14 protein-coding genes and 1 pseudogene are annotated in these 18445 nt (G+C 55.1%); 9 read left to right on the top strand and 6 right to left on the bottom strand.

Annotated elements, in window-relative coordinates; translation table 11 throughout:
• Position 1 precedes the first annotated feature (1 nt).
• Both K239x_RS07615 and K239x_RS07610 read left to right on the top strand, forming a co-directional pair.
• Positions 2–2335 (top strand): PQQ-dependent sugar dehydrogenase, encoded by a 2334-nt coding sequence (locus K239x_RS07615; protein ID WP_145417208.1) that lies wholly within the window; start codon positions 2–4, stop codon positions 2333–2335.
• A gap of 165 nt (positions 2336–2500) precedes the next feature.
• Complete coding sequence (locus tag K239x_RS07610; RefSeq protein WP_145417206.1) at positions 2501–3583, top strand: hypothetical protein; 1083 nt, start codon at positions 2501–2503, stop codon at positions 3581–3583.
• Between the two features lie 43 nt (positions 3584–3626).
• Here the strand turns inward: K239x_RS07610 and K239x_RS07605 are convergent, their stop codons facing one another.
• Positions 3627–4517 carry an SGNH/GDSL hydrolase family protein gene (locus K239x_RS07605; RefSeq protein ID WP_145417204.1) on the bottom strand — a complete coding sequence of 297 codons (891 nt, stop codon included), beginning with the start codon at positions 4515–4517 and terminating at the stop codon, positions 3627–3629.
• Between the two features lie 302 nt (positions 4518–4819).
• On the opposite strand from K239x_RS07605, the gene K239x_RS07600 reads away from it, so the two are divergent.
• On the top strand, positions 4820–6967 hold the full coding sequence (locus tag K239x_RS07600; protein ID WP_419189792.1) for an FAD-dependent oxidoreductase: 2148 nt from the start codon (positions 4820–4822) through the stop codon (positions 6965–6967).
• Positions 6968–7049: 82 nt separating this feature from the next.
• On the opposite strand, the gene K239x_RS07595 is transcribed toward K239x_RS07600, so the two are convergent.
• From K239x_RS07595 to K239x_RS07580, 4 genes are all read right to left on the bottom strand, one after another.
• Positions 7050–8042 (bottom strand): serine/threonine-protein phosphatase CPPED1, encoded by a 993-nt coding sequence (locus tag K239x_RS07595; protein ID WP_145417200.1) that lies wholly within the window; start codon positions 8040–8042, stop codon positions 7050–7052.
• Between the two features lie 210 nt (positions 8043–8252).
• Positions 8253–9545, bottom strand: a complete 1293-nt coding sequence (locus K239x_RS07590) for a hypothetical protein (RefSeq protein WP_419189791.1) — start codon at positions 9543–9545, stop codon at positions 8253–8255.
• 99 nt (positions 9546–9644) lie between these two features.
• On the bottom strand, positions 9645–11048 hold the full coding sequence (locus tag K239x_RS07585; RefSeq protein WP_145417196.1) for a hypothetical protein: 1404 nt from the start codon (positions 11046–11048) through the stop codon (positions 9645–9647).
• A 44-nt stretch (positions 11049–11092) separates the two neighbouring features.
• Positions 11093–11293, bottom strand: coding sequence for a hypothetical protein (locus tag K239x_RS07580; protein ID WP_419189790.1), 201 nt, complete (start codon positions 11291–11293; stop codon positions 11093–11095).
• Between the two features lie 161 nt (positions 11294–11454).
• Between K239x_RS07580 and K239x_RS07575 the strand changes: the two genes are divergently transcribed.
• The 5 genes and pseudogenes from K239x_RS07575 to K239x_RS07550 all read left to right on the top strand — a co-directional run bounded on the left by K239x_RS07575 (position 11455) and on the right by K239x_RS07550 (position 14789).
• A complete protein-coding gene (locus K239x_RS07575; protein WP_145417193.1) occupies positions 11455–11727 on the top strand; it encodes a hypothetical protein in 273 nt (90 codons plus the stop codon).
• A 231-nt stretch (positions 11728–11958) separates the two neighbouring features.
• Positions 11959–12147 (top strand): hypothetical protein, encoded by a 189-nt coding sequence (locus tag K239x_RS07570; protein WP_419189789.1) that lies wholly within the window; start codon positions 11959–11961, stop codon positions 12145–12147.
• A pseudogene (hemG, locus tag K239x_RS07560) lies at positions 12138–13661 on the top strand (protoporphyrinogen oxidase). Before K239x_RS07570 ends, hemG begins: the two are co-directional and overlap by 10 nt.
• 37 nt (positions 13662–13698) lie before the next feature.
• Positions 13699–14457 (top strand): YwiC-like family protein, encoded by a 759-nt coding sequence (locus K239x_RS07555; RefSeq protein ID WP_145417188.1) that lies wholly within the window; start codon positions 13699–13701, stop codon positions 14455–14457.
• Positions 14400–14789 (top strand): cupin domain-containing protein, encoded by a 390-nt coding sequence (locus tag K239x_RS07550; RefSeq protein WP_419189788.1) that lies wholly within the window; start codon positions 14400–14402, stop codon positions 14787–14789. Before K239x_RS07555 ends, K239x_RS07550 begins: the two co-directional genes overlap by 58 nt.
• Before the next feature lie 272 nt (positions 14790–15061).
• Here the strand turns inward: K239x_RS07550 and K239x_RS07545 are convergent, their stop codons facing one another.
• Entirely contained in the window at positions 15062–16342 is a 1281-nt protein-coding gene (locus K239x_RS07545) for a metallophosphoesterase family protein (protein ID WP_145417186.1), read from the bottom strand.
• A gap of 431 nt (positions 16343–16773) precedes the next feature.
• Between K239x_RS07545 and K239x_RS07540 the strand changes: the two genes are divergently transcribed.
• Positions 16774–18438 (top strand): alkaline phosphatase, encoded by a 1665-nt coding sequence (locus tag K239x_RS07540; protein ID WP_145417184.1) that lies wholly within the window; start codon positions 16774–16776, stop codon positions 18436–18438.
• Positions 18439–18445 lie beyond the last annotated feature (7 nt).

Raw genomic sequence — 18445 nt, 5'->3', positions numbered from 1 at the left:
GATGAAACTCTCCGTCAACGCAATGCACATGATGATCACGCTTTTGCCGTTTCAAAAACGCGGTCTCGCCTGGGTTGCTCTTGCAGCCTGTTGTTTCTGTTCGCTGCCAGTCGAATCGGCTGATTTCGACCGAGTCCTTTGGACGGAATCTCGCGTCGTCGGTTTTCCCGATCCGCCACCGCCGCTGGAGACGACTCAGGTCTTCACACACCTCGACTTTCCTAAACCGATGAGTGTCACGGCTTTGCCCGGCACGAAGGACTTGCTGGTGCATGTCCACAAAGGAGACTACGGAGGGCCGGGGCGTTTGCTGCGGTTCACGCCAGACGATCCAAGCAGTCAGTTGTCGGAGTTCCTGGTGCTGGACGACATCATCTACGGAGTCGCTTTTCATCCGGACTTTCAGCAGAACGGATTCATGTACGTCGGTTGCAATGGACGGTCCGCTGCGTTGGACAAAGTATGCACTCGGGTGCTGCGATTTCACGTGTCGCGAACCGCACCATTTGACTGTCAGCCCGAATCGCAAACGACGATCATCGAATGGCCCTCGAACGGGCACAACGGTGGCGATTTGGTTTTTGCGAAAGACGGCATGCTTTTTGTATCAACGGGCGACGGCACATCCGATTCGGACGCAAACCACGCCGGTCAAGATCTTACGACGTTGCCGGGATCAATGTTGCGGATTGACGTCGATCAGCCAACCGCAGAAAAGCCGTATTCCATTCCAACGGACAACCCGTTTCTAACGATCAAGGACGCGCGGCCGGAAATCTGGGCCTACGGTTTGCGTAACCCGTGGCGAATTTCTATCGACACAAAGACGGGTGATCTATGGGCTGGAATCAACGGCCAGGATCTCTGGGAAACCGTACAAGTCGTTCGTCGAGGAGAAAACTACGGTTGGAGCATCACCGAAGGCAGCCAACCGTTTCAACCGAATCGCCAGCGCGGACCAACGCCGATCGTGGTGCCGACGATCGAACACCCCCATTCCGAAGCACGGTCATTGACCGGCGGCCATGTCTACTACGGAAAGGCCCATCCACTGCTTTACGGCCACTACGTCTACGGTGACTATTCAACCGGTATGATTTGGGCAGCGAAGTGGGACGGCAAATCGGTGACGTCCCATTTCTTGGTCGCAAGAACGTCTCTCCAGATCGCTGGCTTCGGCATCGATCACGACGGCGAACTGCTGATTGCCGACCACGGCAGCGGCCTGTATCGACTGGTGCCATCAAAGCAAAAACAATCCAGCGACTTTCCACGTCTGCTAAGCCAAACCGGCGTCTATGAATCCACGGTAAAAAATCGCGTTCACCCGGGCCTGATTCCGTACACAATCAATTCACCGCTGTGGTCCGATGGAGCCAGCAAGGAACGATTCATCGGATTACCGGGAGACAAAACCGTTGAGTTTCAAACAGCGAAGAGCTGGGACTTCCCCGATGGAACCGTTTTGGTGAAAACCTTTGCGTTGCCGATTGCTAGTCGCAACAACGGAGCACTGACTCGGATCGAAACTCGGTTGCTTGCTCGCCAGGGCGGTGAGTGGTACGGCTATTCCTATGAGTGGAACGAACAACAGACCGATGCGGTCTTGGTTGATGCGTCGGGCATCGATCGCAAATTCGATGTGCGTTCGCCGGAATCCGACGGCGGCGTGTCGCGTCAAACATGGCACTATCCCAGTCGAGCAGAATGCATGGTGTGCCACAGCCGTGCCCAAGACTATGTATTGGGGCTGTCGGTGCAGCAAACAAATCTGGACCTACAGATCGACGGACACGCCGTGCCGCAACTGGAACGTTTTAAACAGCTTGGGTTGTTTCATAGTGCGGCAGACAAAGAGGATGCGCAAACCAAAACCAGCTCGGTCGAAAAAGCGGCACCTTTTGAATTTTCAACATCGTTTCACGAGATGCCAAGACTGCCCAAGCCCACCGATACGACCGAGCCACTGGAAACGCGCGTGCGTTCCTATCTACACGCCAACTGCGCCAACTGTCATGTCAAGGAAGGCGGCGGCAATTCAGATCTTGTGCTGTCCTTCGCGACGTCGCTTGATAAGACGCGCACGGTAAATACGGTTCCCCTTCACGGTTCATTTGACCTGCCGGATGCAAAGCTGATCAAGCCATCCGACCCCATGGCGTCCGTGCTGCTGCACCGAATCAATCAGCGTGGTCGCGGCCAGATGCCTCCACTGTCGACATCAGTCGTTGACCGCGAGGCTGTAAAGATGATCGCTCAGTGGATTCAGACGTTGCAGATCAAGCCTCTGACACACGAAGACGATTCAACCGACGCATCCCAACTAACGCCATAAGCTTTCCGTTGCATCATTGCTGGTTGAAGATGATCTGAAAGCATCCGTTGGCCTGGGTTTTCGTGGCCAACTGAATTCTTTTTCATCGACTGAGACTGCATTGCCAGACAATGGAGCTCGCCGCAACCAAACGACCTCCCGCCGCCTAACCTGAGTCACTGATCCATGCGTTTTCCTCGACAGCGACGTCCGATCGTTGCACTTGTTTCGATCGCCATCATTTGGCTTGCAGATTGTCCGCCATCCGCTGTTGCTGACGATGATTTGCCTACCGTGCGAGTGGAAAATGTGCGACAAGTGTTTCACAATGGTGAACACAACGCATTTACGGATCTGATCCGCTGGCAGGGAAAATACTGGCTCACGTTCCGAAGTTGCCCGGACGGGCACATGGTGTCGTCAACCTCATCGATCGTTGTGCTTAGCAGCAATGATGCAAAGACCTGGCAAACTGCGCATCGATTTTCCGTTCCCCTGCGTGACACCCGCGATCCACATTTCTTGTCCTTTAAGGGAAAACTCTTCATCTACACCGGCACTTGGTACAGCGGGGACGGCAAGCTGGCTCGCGACAAATATGACGTTAACAAACACCTCGGCTTTGCCGTATGGACTGACGACGGCAAGACGTGGAACGGTCCGCAACAACTTGAAGGCACCTACGGTCATTACATTTGGCGGGCCGTGACGGATGGAGACACGGCTTACCTTTGTGCGAGACGTAAGAGTGGATACTCCGAAGCCGAATCTGGCGCGGGAGGCGCGTCGATTTTGGAAGGTGCTCTGTTAGCGAGCAATGATGGACTCAATTGGCGATTCCGGTCGCTCTTCCAGACGCAAAAGGGAAACGAGACGGCGTTTCAGATGCTCTCGGACAAAACCATTCTGGCACTGAGTCGCGAGAAAGGGGCGACGTCACAGTTGGCGCGGTCCCGGCCGCCATACGTGACGTGGAAGCGAGGGCAATTGCCGCTTTTTGTGGGAGGGCCGTTGTTGGCGAAGTGGGGAGACCAACTGCTGGTTGGCGGACGTCGCAACACGGATGCGGGGCCAAAGATGGCGCTCTACTGGTTGGTCGACAATGACTTGAAGTCGATCGCAGAACTTCCCAGCGGTGGCGACAATTCGTATCCCGGATTCGTCCAAATCGACTCCAAACACGGTCTGGTGTCTTGGTATTCCAGCCACGAAAGCAAAGACGGCCGAACGATTACGGCCGTCTATCTGGCGGATGTTGTAAAAGAATAGATGGTGAGCATCACTGCCGAGCGAGCATTGATGATGCTGAGCCTTACTTTGTTGGGCTGAGTTCGACTGGACTTGATTGAGTTGTGCTGGCGCGCTCCGTTTGTTTTTCGCGCAGACGTTTGGCAAGGTACTTGGCCGTTGCGTCGGCGATCACATTGTATCCCGCCAAGTTGGGGTGCCGATCCGAATACCAGCCCGGCAATCCGCCCAGAATGGCATCCAGTTCGTTGCCCATTACTTCCACCTTCGCGCCGTGCACAAACGGCTGGACCAACTCGCGATACTTGGCAGGGATTTTGTCCAAGGCGTAGCGACGGTAATTGAGCATATTGGGGCCTTTGCTCAACTCTTGGGCGTAGCGAGGGTAAATGTCAAAGACCTCCAAGTGTCTCTCAGCTGCGGCTTGGCGAATCAGGTTGTTAATCTCTTCGCTGGCGGCTTCACTAGAGAACGGGATCACGGTCATCGGGATCAGTTCAGCGCTGGGATGATCCTTGCGCAATCGTTCGCACAGTTCAGCAAAGTGCTTGGGGAAATTCTCGACGAAATTTTCAATCTTCGCTCGATCGTTGATCCCGTAGCGAATGAAAATGTAGTCCAGCCCTGGCAATTCTGCTCCGTTGCGTTCGTAGCGTCCGGAATCCAATAGTCGGCGGATCGTTTCGCCACCTTGGCTCGAATTGATGACTTGGCACGCAGGCAAATCGTCTTCGGCTGCCAATAGGTGCTCCAGCACTTGCTCTAGATGAGGCCCCTCGGGCTTCAATCGCCGCGGCACGCTGCCTTCCGTGGTGCTATCGCCGAGCAACAGAATTTGGAGTTCTCCATCATGCTCGGCCTGAGCGCTGAGCGGTAATCCCGCGATTGCAAAAACGAACCCGCCAAGCAGAAGATGTGCAGCAAGCGACTGCCACTGAAAGCGACCAAATATCATGAGTTGTTTTCCGACTTTTGAAGCACATTGATTGGTTCAAGGGATCCCCCCCGGCGAATCAATTTAGCATGTGCCGACAGGACTCTGGGAACCTATTTCCCGTATCGGCAGGTCGGTCAGCGCGGGAACGATCGATTGGGCACAGCGAATGGCAGGCAATGCCCCCGATGTCGTTACAATCACACGAACCATGCTCGCCTCTTCGTCGGCCTCTTCGTCGGCCCCTTCGTCGGCCCCTTTCGTCGGCCCGTCGACTGAACAGTCGTCGCGACCAAGTGCCCAAGGCTACAGACACTCAATCCATGCTCCATCAAATACATATCCCCAAGCACGCTGTCTGGCTGATCGCTTTTGTTGCGAGCGCAGCTGTGCAGCCGTCCAGTTTCCACAACAAGACCAGTGCTAGCGAGCCGCGCTACTACGAACAGAGGGAGCCGGGGCAGTCCAAATTGATCGAGTGCGATGTTGCCGTGTACGGTGGGACTCCGGCGGGAGTGACGGCTGCCATTCAGGCCGCGCGGGAAGGCAAGGCCACGGTTCTGTTTTCATTTAACCGCCACGTTGGAGGAATGACGTCCGGCGGATTGACGGCCACGGATCTGGGCAGGAAAGATTCGATCGGCGGGTTGGCCTTGGAATTCTACAACCGCATCGGCAAAGCTCGCGACTATCGTCCGTCGGCGGCGGAAACTCTGTTCCGAAAAATGCTGGATGAAGCGGGGGTCAAGGTACTTCTGAAACGCGCATTGCAGTCAGTGGAAATGCAGCAGAACCGGCTGGTGTCCGCCACGATGGAAACCGGCGAGACCGTGCGTGCGGCCATGTTTATTGACAGTACGTATGAAGGCGATCTGCTGGCCGCAGCGAGTGTTTCCTACCGCGTGGGCCGAGAACCCGCGTCAGCTTATGACGAATCTTTGGGCGGGCAATGGCAGACAGTGTCGTGGAAAAACGTTTACCAGTTTTGCCGACTTCCGCTGAGCCCCTTTGTGATTCCTGATGATCCGGCATCAGGGCTGTTGCCCGAAATCGCCTCTGAGACTGCTGGAAAACGGGGCGACGGCGACTTCAAAGTGCAGGCTTACAATTTCCGAATTCAACTTTCACGCGGCGACGACAGAATCGCATTCCCGAAACCTCGTGGCTACGACGCGGAACGCTACGCCTTGTTGGCCCATTTTCTGAATTTCGATGAACGCGTCGAGTGGCGTTTGGACTACACAACGGCTGCGTTGACCGATGGGCCTGTGCAGATGCGAAGAGGCGACAGCAACAACGCCGGTAGTTTCTCGTCGGACTATGTCGGCGGCAATTATCGCTGGCCCGACGGCACCTACCTGCCAGGTTCGTTTGCAAAAACATCTCCACCACGCCGCGGACTTCCGATGCCGCCGCGCGAATTGTACGAACTGCGTGAACGCATTTTCCAGGACCACGTCAACTACCAGCAAGGATTGATGTACTTCCTGGCAAACGATCCTCGCGTCCCGGATGAACTGCGGACACGAGTGCGTGCCTGGGGACTCGACCCGCAGGAGTTTAAGGAAACGGGATTCTGGCCGCATCAATTGTATGTACGGGAAGGCCGACGCATGGTGTCTGACTATGTCGTCACCCAGGCGGACTGCGAATCACGGCGGGTCGTTACCGATTCCGTGGGTCTGGCGTCGTACCCAATGGATTCTCACTTTTGTCAGCGCGTCGTCATCGAAGAAAACGGAGTCCAGACAGTGCGAAAAGAAGGCGGTTTTGGGCATGGCTTCGCGAAGCCGTATCCCGTTTCGTACCGCGCGATCGTTCCACGAGAAAGTGAATGCGACAACCTATTGGTGCCGGTTTGTCTTTCGTCGTCGCACGTTGCATATGGATCGATTCGGATGGAACCGGTGTTCATGATTTTGGGCCAAAGTGCCGGTACGGCTGCAGCAATGGCGATTACCGAAAAGATCGCTGTGCAGAAAGTGGACTATCCAGCGTTAAGGGCCAAACTGGCACGCGACGCCCAGCGACTGACATGGGATCAAACGCCCGTGCACAAACCTGCCAAAATGCTTACCGGCCTAGTGACCGATGACAAGGATGCACAAACTGCCGGAGCATGGACGGCCGGCACGCTGTCTCCTGTCTTTGGCCCGGCCTACCTTCATGATGGCAACACTGGAAAGGGCGAGAAAACGGCGACCTTCAAAATCAGTGTCCCGCAACCTGGCACCTACGAAGTCAACCTGCTGTATGTTGCGTCTTCCAACCGATCCACTACGACTCCGGTGACGGTTTCGGTGGGCGACGAGGCGAAAGAGCTGACGGTCAACCAACGCAAAGCCACGGCGGTCGGTTCGTCACTGGGCAAGTTTCGTGTCAACGATTGCCTGATGGTGACCGTATCGAATCGAAACACGGATGGCTTCGTGGTCGTCGACGGCGTGCAGCTTTTACTGCAACCGCAGTAGTGTTGACTCGGTGACGAAATTCAAACTCCCGCGGGTTGAATCACGAAAACGATGCGCGGCGGCACATTGACAGCCAAGAATCTCAATCGTTAGCAGTTGGCTGGGTGACTTGAGGAATGGGCTGCAAGTCGACGGACTGTGGGACGTCATCCAATCCATAGTATTGATGCCGAATGTGATCTTCATGCACCGTCACAATCCGAAACCCCGAAGCATCGTTTCCAAGCGGCTTGCCCACGGGTCCGGTCGTGATCATCTCCAGCGTTCCTGCTTGACCGTGGGAGTTGCGATGATAATGTCCCGCAAAAACAGCACGCACGTCTTCCATCTGCAACTTCTTTACTAGCGGAGTGCGGCGGACAAGCGGAATATTGAAGTACTGATCGGCTTCGTCCGGCTGATTCAAGAACAGCGGATGATGTTGAAAGACAAAGATGTGCTTCGCCTCGGCTTTCCTCGCAGCAGCCAGCTGCAGGTCCAGCCACTCGTGCTGTGCAGTCAGGACGTTGGGGGCTCCCGACGGATCCTTCAGGACGCTCGAATTCAACACAATGTTGAAGGCGCCACCAACCCAAAATGAGAAATAGTCGTCGCCAAAATTCTGATTGTAAATCGTGATCGAATCTGGTGTCGGTCGGTTACCGATGTCGTGATTTCCGCAAACACAAACCAGAGGGATGTCTTCGTCTATCGCCGAAAAGTCTTGTTTGTACTGAGAGACTTGCGCGTCGTAGCGAGCGTGTTTCGGTGTCGCGTTCGTTAGATCACCGCATACGATGACGTATCGTGGTCGGAGGCGATTGATGTGTTCAACCGCCTGTTGCGAAAGGGCCGCTTCTTTTTCAGAGCCCATGTTTCCAGTGAGCATTCCGTATTGCGTATCGGCAAGCTGCAGAAAAAAGTAAGTCCCCCGCCAGTTTCGTTCTGACTGAGCATCGAATGATTGGAACGTATGGTCACGGGCCTGCCTGAATCGGTCACTGGCGATAGCCGTTGGCTCATCGGCAGTGCATACGGCGGGCACAAAAATGGCGGCAGCAGTCAGCAGAAGGAGTATCCCTTGGAAAACAGGCATCGTATGACTCGGAGAGCAGGACATCGATATGGAGTGTGTCTGTCAACGCACCGCTGTCAGGCTTGTGGTGTCAGCCGAAGTGCGATGTCGTTGGAAAAGTATGGCGATTTGACTTGCCTGCTACCACCTTCGTGTTGAAAGGATTCGCGTTTGACGATCTCCCCGGTTTTCGTGTCCAGCCATTCTGCACGCCACTTGCCAGCAGGTAGATCAATCGTCGCCAAAGTTTTGTATGTCTCGCCTTAACAGCGACTTCAAATCTTTGGGCTTGCTGGGAAGTGGAACGTGAAAGTAAATGGCGTACGCTTTGCCCTTTTGCGCAAGCGTGTAGGTCGACAGTTTCGGCTCAACAGCGCGCACAAGAGAACCATTCGGCTTCATTCGGATGAAATCAAAGCCACTTAGGAAGCGTTTTAGAATCCCCAGTTGCTGTCTCAGTTGGACACTGCCGCCCCCAGGCGACTTGTAGTCTCGCAGTGTTCCGGTTGGATGTTTTGCGGTGAAGGAGTAATCAAGATTGTTGTACAACGCTCCGCCAGCGAGCAGGAAACCCCAGGCTTCGGTGCGATACAGCACATCGGCAGAGCCACGAAAACCGGTTTCGTTTTCTCCGATGACCTTGTTCAGCCCGTAGTTCATCGCAACCGTATCGGGCGGTACACAGTAGTGGAAATTGAAGATAGACACGGCCGGATGAGGCTCCTTCACTTTGCTGCGACCGTTGGCGATGTTCATTGAAATCAGATGACGCTGAGCGAAGTCTTTTTCCGTGTTCACGATCGCGTCGACGATGCGATGCTGCCATGCCATCGTGACGCCACCGAAATAAGGTTCGTTACAAACCTCGTAGTACAGATTGTCGAACTCTTCGAGTTCCTGCACAATTTTTCGCGTGGTTGCGATCTGAATCGCCAGCAGATCGTTGTGTTTCAGTGTAAAGGCTTCTTCTCGTGGCACGGCACCGATGCCATGGACATTATTGACGGCGTTCATCGGGCAGATGTCCCACGTCTGATCGTCATACATGGGGCAAAACAACGTGAGCTCTACCACAATGCCACGGTCGCTCGCTTGCCGCAACAAGTCTTTCACTCGCTCGAACCACGCGGGATCCCATTTCATCAAATCAAATCGATTGCGGCCATGTGCCTTCCCCGGCTCGCTGCTTCTGGCCCACGGACTGATGTAGCGTCCTGGCTTTGGAGCGAGAACGTTTTCGGTAATTCCGAACGCGCCTTCGTTTTCTCGATAGGTCCCCGCGAAAACTCGTGTGTGATTCAAGCCATGAGCTTTCAATTCATCGAAGTACTGAACGTAGTCAAAGTCCAAATTCAGCAAAGCGCCGTAGTGTTCGCCCGACGTCACCAGGATGGTGGGCTTGCCACGCCACTGAAAGTAATGCTGATTCTCGGGGTGAAGCGAAATCGGAGCCCTTTCGCCTTCCGCCGAAACCGCAATCGGTGCAGCAAAGAGTGTCAGGCTAAAAAGAAGAAGGATTCGCATCGTCATAGCCAAACCTGAAAATGGAGGATGAACTGAAATCGGTTGCCGAACGGGGCAAAAAATCAAACGCAAGCTTCCACACAGCAAGGGAAGGGACGCTCAAGGAGAAACGATGGCGGCGACCCAGTTGTCGGTACCGGGCGATGAAAGTTTGACAAGGCCGCCGCCGGTGACTTTCTTCCGCGCGCCAAACTCGCCGGTGTTGATGTTGATCCAATGAACTGTCAGCGGCCCTCTGGTCGCCGCCAAGTCCAATTCAACTTCGCCGCCGGCGGGCAAATACACGGCACACGATCCCCCGCTTTTAGCCGCAACATACGCTTCGTTGGCATCCCGCTGAGAAAGCAAATCGTCAGCCGGTTCGACGGACCACAGCGGGATCAAGGACTCTAACTTGCGGGCCGCTTTGATGCAGGCGACCGCTCTGTCGTTTAAGCCCAGACCGGAATCCGGCCGATGAAAACGAATGGACGCCGCTCCGGCCAGTAGGTGTCGCCAGAACCGTTCGATCGCATCCTGATCATTGTGGCCGAATTTGTTGCCGGTCGCTCCGTACGTCTTGGTCGTGTTCATCGGACGCGGCTGGTCTGCTAGATACTTCCGCACATGCAGGAAATTGTCCCAGTGCTTCTGACCTTTGTTGTGGTTGTTCTGCGAAACATCGACGAAGTCATACAGTTCGGGATGATCAAAGGTTCGCTTGTGTTCTTCATCTGCGAGATTCCAGTTGTCCCACATTTCGGTGGCGAAGATTGTCTTGTTCTCTTTGGCCGCTCGTTGTTTGACAAACTGAGCCCAGTAGCGGCCCCATTCCTCTTGGCCATTAGTTTCGTTGTCCATGCAATACAGCACGTGACCAAACTTCAGCGAATGATCCAGCAGTTTGTTTACAAAACGTTGCTGATGCTTCAGTACAACCACGTTGTTGCGTTGCTTGGGAGTCGTGAAAAAGAACGGCTGCTTGTTGGCTCCTGGGTGGTCGGGATACCGCGGAGCAAACCCAGATTCATCGTACGTGTAGTTCACATTGTTGCGTGGATTGTATGGATGAATCTGCCAGCGATCGGGACCTTTCTGGTCGACATAGTCGAAGCGATCCCAGATTTCGATTTGCACAAAGATATTGCGTTTGGCCGTTTCGCTCAGCATCCGTTGGAATCGAGCCCAATACTCGTCGTCCCATTGGTTTAGATCGTACTTACCGTTGTCAATTTGCTTGAAGGGATACAGCTCGAAGTCCTTGTCCTTCCGGTCGCTCATTGTGTTGCGAATGACATTGCCGCCGGCGTCTGCCAGTCGGTCAAGCTGCGGTAGAAGTTTTTCCTCGGGCCACTGAAACAGATTGTCGTCATCGCTGCCGCCAAGCAGCAGCACGGGCTTGTCGTGGAAACTCCAGTACCACGCATTGCCCGCCCACGGCCGCAAAGCTTCCTCGGCAGAAGAAACACTGGTGAACAACCAGACAATGGTGAGTGCTGCAATTCGTAGTGCGTTGGAGTTCATGAATAGATTTTTTTAGATTGACGAACGTTCTTCATTGCGTGTGACTATTTCGCGATCGCGTTTGCGTGTTGTAGCGTCGCAGTTCGGTGTCGCTGGATCTCTGCTTCGAAATCGCCGAGGCTGTGACAGTGCATTGGTTTGTTCAAATCCATTTCGGCAACCGCGACAGTTCCCCAATCTGATGCCTGGGCCAGCGGTTTACCGTCGTGACCGTAGATGGCGGAAATTATCGCGTCGGCGGACACGTCAGTGTAAGTGCTGCTGATGATGTAAGTGTGGTTTTCGCAAGCCCGCGCCGCAGTTACCTAAGCTCACTTGCGACTTCGGGAAAGAAACCTTGCGGCGTTTGGAATCGTCATTAGACCTACTCATCGTATCAGATAGTCCCTAACCACTAATTGACACCATGGACGAGGACAGCGTTGAGTACGACGTGAGTTATCTGACGGCTGCTGGCAGTCGCGAAGTGAGCGATCTGAAGGGCGATATTCTGGAAGGACGCTATTCCGTTATCCGCTCTCAGTTGGCGTACATCGCGCATCATGTCGTCCGATCGTCATCACTTGAAGAAGTTCGTAATTGTCCAAAACAAAAAATGGCGATGTACTGGAAGCCTTGGGCCGGTTCCCGCTGCAGCTTCGAGCCAACGAAGTCGACTTGGGCAAGAAACCGCGCGTGATCATTCCTTGGCTAAAGAGCGACCGCAACTCCGAGCGTCCAATGGGAGGAATGGCGAAGAGGCGAAACAGTTCAATCCTCGCGACGGGCACGAGACGCCGTTCCCTTGGTGTTTTCCTCGACATGCATGTGACATTTCACCGCGGCAAAGCTCCCTGCTTTCATTGCATACACTCAGGTACAGTATTCGGCGGGATGAATTGCACACGATTCATTCGCCTGGAGCTTCAACATGATTGCTCGCGAACTTGGCGTTCAAACGCTGATCAATACAACATTAACGCCTGCCAACGTCGACCAGATCGAAGCGATGGGCGATCGCTTCGGCAAGCTGGACATTGCTCTGTGGTCGGTGTTCTTTTTGATACCCGACTGCAACTATCTCCTTCCCGCCTTTCAAGGATCTGCCCTATGCCCTTGAACGGGCCCTCCACCGTCACTCATCAACGCGTCATTCATCAACGCGCCGCCGTCATTGGCGGCGGCATCTCTGGCCTCGCCACGGCACATCAACTTCGCAGACTCGATCCAACGGTCGACGTTCAATTGTTCGAGTCGAGCGATCGATTGGGCGGCATGATCAAGACAACCGAGCAAGACGGGTTCTTGATCGAATGAGCCGCTGACAACTTCATCACCACGTCGCCGACCGCTATCGAACTGTGCCGAGACCTTGGCCTAGGGGACGAGTTGATCCAGACGAATTCCGGTGGCGGCGGAGCCATGGTTGTCCGCAACGGCAAACTCGAACCGATTCCGCCGGGCTTCATGGTGATGGCTCCTTCACGAATCCGGCCGATCTTGGCGACGAAGATACTGTCGCCCATGGGCAAGCTGCGGTCGGGGATCGAACTGTTTGTGCCACGCAAGAAAGTGACGAACGATGAGTCGTTGAAATCGTTTATCTGTCGCCGCTTTGGCAATGAGATGTTTGAACGATTGGTGCAGCCGTTGGTCGGAGGTATCTACACGGCTGACCCAGCCCGGCTAAGCGTAGCGGCGACAATGCCTCGGTTCTTGGACATCGAACGGAAGTACGGCAGTTTGATTCGCGGCAGGATGGCAGGACGCCGAAAGCAAAAGCAAGCGGCCGAAAACCGGGGCGGGGCACGGTACAGCCAATTCATGAGTCTGCGCGGTGGCATGTCACGCTTGATCAGTGCTTTGGGAGACAGCTTGCCCAGCGGATCGGTTCATTTGAATTCTCCGATTTCAAATCTGACCAAAACGAGATCGGCTTGGTTGATTGAGGATCGAAACGGTCGCCGGTCGACTGCTGATGCGGTCGTGGTTGCATCGCCCGCTCATCACGCTGCTGCGATGTTGCAGTGTGTCGATGCGAACATGACGCGGCGGCTCGGGCGAATCGCGTACGCCAGCTGCGCGGTCGTTTCGTTTGCGTTTCGCCGCGACCAAATCAAGACGCCAATGAACTCATTTGGCTTTGTGGTTCCGAGCGTTGAAAACCGCCGGATCCTTTCGTGTAGTTTTTCGAGTCAGAAGCATGAAGGCCGAGCACCAGAGGGCACGGTGTTAATGAGAGTGTTCGTTGGTGGTGCGATGCAGCCGGAGTTGCTTCGCCTGCCTGATCAGCAATTGATCGAATTGGCTCATGCCGAACTCGCTGACTTGTTGCAAATCGGCGGCGCCCCGCTGCTGAGTCATCTCACTCGCCAGTCAAACGCGATGCCGCAATACCACGTTGGCCACCAAGAACGGATTGCGGAGATCAATGAACAACTGATGCATCATTCAACGTTGGCTTTGGCAGGAAGTTTCCTGTCGGGTGTCGGCGTACCCGGATGCATTGAAAGCGGGCAGAAGGCGGCGGTTCGCATTCTCGCGGGCTTGAGAGAATCTGCCGCTGAGACGCAAGAGCCAGTGAGACATGGGGAAACACATTCACATTCCAATGCCTCGGTTTCCGTTTATTAAAACCATGAGTACGGTCATCCCCAACATCGCGAAGTAGATGCCAGCACAACCAGCCACCAAACTAAAACCGAAGGAACATGGTGCTTACGCGATCCTTGGGATTCCAATGATCACGTCGTTGGTCCTGGCTGGCACCACCCTGGCTGGACTTTGTGTTGCCGTCGCCTCTGTGGCGGGATTCTTGGCCCACGAACCCCTGTTGGTCGCGATCGGACATCGCGGCAATCGTGCTCAGCGATCAACACCTACCGCGCGTAGGCGACTTGGCTTGCTACTTGCCGCGACATTGACTTGTGGCGTGATCGCGATGACGGAGGGAACCACTAGCGTGCATTGGTCCCTGATTGGATGTGGCGTGCTTGCAGCGGCTAGTTTTGCACTTGCGATCGCCGGCAACCATCGCACACTTGGCAGGCAGCTTTGGGGTGTCATCGCGTTGTCCGCTCCATGCATGCCGATCTTGCTGGCAGGTGACCTTTCCACATCGTCAACCATGGAAGCTTGGTGCGATTGGCTGATCGGTTTTGCGGCGACGACGATGACCGTCCGCGGCGTGATCGCGGCACAGAAACGTCAGTCAAGAATGATTCACTGGATTGCCGTAGCTGGGCTTTCGATTCTAGTTGGCTATCTGACCTTTCGTGCGTTTGCGTTGCCGATTGCAACGCTGCCGATGCTCTTGATGTCTTGGCACCTCATGCACGATCCGCCTCACGCCAAACAACTCAAACGCGTTGGATGGACCTTGGTGGCTGGAACCATCGCCTCGGCCATCTGGATGACAATTACTCTCTAAGAAAGCAAAGCGAAATGACAGGCACAACTGCTGCCGGTCAATTGATCGACCTTCACGACATCGGCACCAACGACCAGCCGAAACCAAAGCTGCTCATTAAGACCGAGCCGATGAACGTAATGCGGCTGGTGCTGACAGCCGGCAAAGCGATCCCCGAACACAAGGCGGCCAAGGACATCACCGTTCAGTGCGTGGCCGGGAAAGTCGAGTTCACGACGATGGGCGAAACCCACACGATGACGCCCGGCACGATGCTGTTTCTTCCTCCGGAGGAGCTGCACAGCCTGAATGCGATTGAAGACTCCATCATGGTGGTGACCAAACCAAATTGAAGTTGTTCTGGATCACCCAACAACGGTGAAACAAGATGGCATTGCAATCGACGCAAGCCTTCGCTGACGAAGCTCCGGGTTCACATGAACTGCCTGGCAAGATTCTCCGCGCCGTCCGATGGCTCTCGACTCAGTGTCAAATGAGCCGACTGGAGCGCAAGGCTGAGCCGTGCCAAGCATCGGGCTCAGCCGAAGTCTTAAGTGGCCATTCACACGCATTCGCTGCACAAACCCCACTGTTGCACAAGATCCACTGTAGCGATCCGCGACGATCAGCTTGACCACTGCTTTCGGTGCAGCAATTTTCCATTCAAATCGACAATGCGAATGTCAAGCGTTGCCCGACTAACGTTTTGCGTCGTATCAACAACGGTCAGCGTAGCCTGCTCCGGCTTTGGACCACCGCCCACAAATTGACAGACAGGCATGTCGTCGGTTGCCGCGTCCAGACGATCGCGGTGCATGTGTCCCGAGAGCACAGCCTGAAATCCGGCCTCGTTGAGTGTCGGCAGCCAGAGCTTTGCACCGAAACCGCTGTAGTAGGCATGTCCGTCGAGCGTTGTGCCGTCGTTGTGACCTTCGAGGCCTCGCAAGGGAATATGACTGGTTGCGATTTTGAAGGGAGCCGAACGGAGGTGCGGTTGCGCGGCGACGAGCTTCAGCCAAGACGCTTGCTGCTCACGATAAGGCTGATACGCAGCAGTTCCCGCAAACACAGGATGCTGGTCCGGCTTGTCTTCGCCGGTGTCGAGCGTCACGACGACCAGCGGGCCAAATCGAAGTGCTTGGTTGTAGGGCAACTCCTGCGATTCCGGACAACCGACGAACGACCGTGCCGCTTCTCTGGCACGTTCACCGCGAACATCGTGATTGCCGTTGGAAAACAGCAGCGGTCGGGTACTCGCCCAACTCAAAGCGAGATCGTTGGCGGGATTCAAAAGGATTTGTTCGGTTGCTTTCGGCGCGTTGAAGTCGTTGCACGTGTCCCCGTTCCAGATCAGCAAGTCAGGGTCGAGTTTTTCAATCTCTGCATGAAGCCGTGTGATTGTCGGCAAATTTTCATGCGTGTCATTAATGGACACCACACGCAATTGTTTTGCCGCCGGGTCGGGCAAACGCAGAGCATAGGTCGGAGTCGCTTGTATCTCACCGCGTTTTAATTGATACGCGCTGATGTATTTCAGCGGTTGCACGACGACGCGATAATAGATCGGTCGATCCGTTGGCAGGATGTCGGCATGATTCACGCGAACATGCAGCACCTTGTTGTCTGCTTGGATCAAGCCATGATGGCTAGCAGATGCCGTGAAACGCAGATCACCTTGGGAGAATCCATACTCAACCCACGCGGTCGCCAATCCAGCGACGGCCACGCTAACACCAAAGCTTTTGGCGCGCGGGTTCTGAACCACCGGCGGACTGGCGATCAAGGGTCGGTTTGGCGCTTCACTCGGTGCACGCCCCTGCGATTGATCTGACTGTGCGGCATGAGCGCCCGTCATGGCAATCGCACTAGCAGGAATGACACCGACGAAATTTCGGCGACTGATCATGTCTTTTTTCCGACAAGAATTGATTTAGTAAACGTGGAAACTTATTGTCGCGTCGCAATCCGGGCGATGCAATCATGCATCGCCCCCCTTCAAGCGTTGCCGTGCATCTGGCTGAATATTCTGCTCGGCTCGCTTGCTGAGTGTTGCTTGCCAGCTAGATGAAAGCGACGTCACAGTCGTGAGCCGAGCTGCGGCGATCGTCCAACTGAGCTCAGGCCGCTGGGTCAGCGTCATCGACATTCCGCTTTGTACCTGCCCCTGACGCATCAACGGGCGAGATAGTTGAATCCGCCGTGTTGACTTTCGTTTTTTTCCCGACAGCAAACGACAACGATGACGACGCTGAATGTGCCAACCGTTGTGGTCCCCTAGCAGACGATTAGACTGGTCGGTCCCACCGAACATCCCACCTCCAAACCAAGTCCCCCGATATGAATCCGCACTTTGGTGGCAACACTTCGTTGCTAAGGACTGCATTCGTTGTTCTCACGATTGCTGCCACTGCGTCTTCCGCGCAAGTTCCCGATCCAATTGCAAAACTGCAAGCTGATGCAGTCGCAACGCGACAATCCGACTGGGGGTACTGGGGGCCGAACCCCGACACCTACTCCAGCTGGAAAACGCACAGCAACCGCCTGATCCCGGTTTATACATTCGGTACCGACCTCCGGTCAGTGAGCGGTGAAAGAAGCCTGTATCGCGATGCGGCGGCCATCGAAAAACTCTACGGCTATCTGCCCGACAACACACTGAACCCAAAGGCTGAGTACTTTGACCAGACCGATGTTTTTCGTCTCCAGGAGCAGGCCGTCGAATCGGGAAAGAAACGTGTCATCTTGTTTGTCTTTGACGGCATGGATTGGGAAATCACGCGAGCTGCGGCGATCGCAAAACTAGGCAAAGCGGCCTATCGCGAAGGGCGGGGCAAAGGCCTTCATTTCCAAGACTATCGCGGTGCAGAAACCGACTTCGGCTACTGCGTCACGAGTCCGCACAACGATGGGACTTCCGTCAACGTCGACAAACAGACGGTGACGAACCCGGACGGAAAGGTTCGCGGTGGCTACGATCCAGAGCTTGGTGGCGATGCGCCCTGGAAGCCTCACGATGACCCCGACTACTTGACCGGCAAAAGCAAGAAAACCAAGCATGCCTATACGGATTCGGCATCGTCGGCAACTTCGTTGACCAGCGGCATTAAAACTTACAACGCGGCGATGAACGTGGATTCGATGGGACGCGAGGCAACGCCGATTGCCCGCACTTTGCAAGACCAAGGCTTCGCAGTCGGTGTAGTTACAAGTGTGCCGATCAGCCATGCGACGCCTGGCTGTGCCTATGCGAGCAACGTCCATCGAAACGACTACCAAGATTTGACTCGCGATTTGATCGGGCAACCGTCCATCTACCACCCCGGCGGTTTGCCCGGCGTTGATGTGCTGATCGGCGGTGGCTGGGGAATCGACTTGGACAAAGATCCCGCACAAGGCAAAAACTACGTCCCAGGCAACCGGTACATTGCCCCAGACGACTTGGCCGCAATCGATGCCCAGAACGGAGGCAAATACGTCGTCGCACAGCGCAAAAGTGGTGTTGCGGGGGCGGAAGCACTGCGTGCCGGCGTGCAGGCAGCGAAAGCGAATCGTCAACGGCTGTTTGGTTTTTTCGGTGCACAAGGTGGACACTTGCCGTTTCGTACCGCCGATGGAAACTACGACCCAGTGGTCAGCTATGGGACCCCCGAACCTGCGAAAGCAGAGGTGTATAGCGAGGCCGATCTGCACGAGAGCGTTAAACTGAGCGAGATGGCGATCGCCGCGATCGACGTGCTTGATTCGCGTAGCGAACGATGGTGGTTGATGGTCGAATCAGGAGACGTGGACTGGGCGAACCACTCCAACAACATTGACAACTCCATCGGCGCGGTCTTCAGTGGCGACGACGCCTTTGCAGCTGTCGTCAACTGGATCGAACAAAACGGTGGCTGGGATGAAACCGCACTGATCCTCACTGCCGACCACGGTCACTACTTCAACCTCGTTCGGCCCGAAGCACTCATCTCGAACTCCCCACTCATCTCGAACTCCAACGATTAGACAAATC

This window comes from Stieleria marina (genome assembly GCA_007741555.1).
Lineage (GTDB): Bacteria > Planctomycetota > Planctomycetia > Pirellulales > Pirellulaceae > K23-9.
The sequence above is the reverse complement of the archived record's forward strand: the minus strand, read 5'-3'. Positions and strand labels throughout refer to the sequence as shown.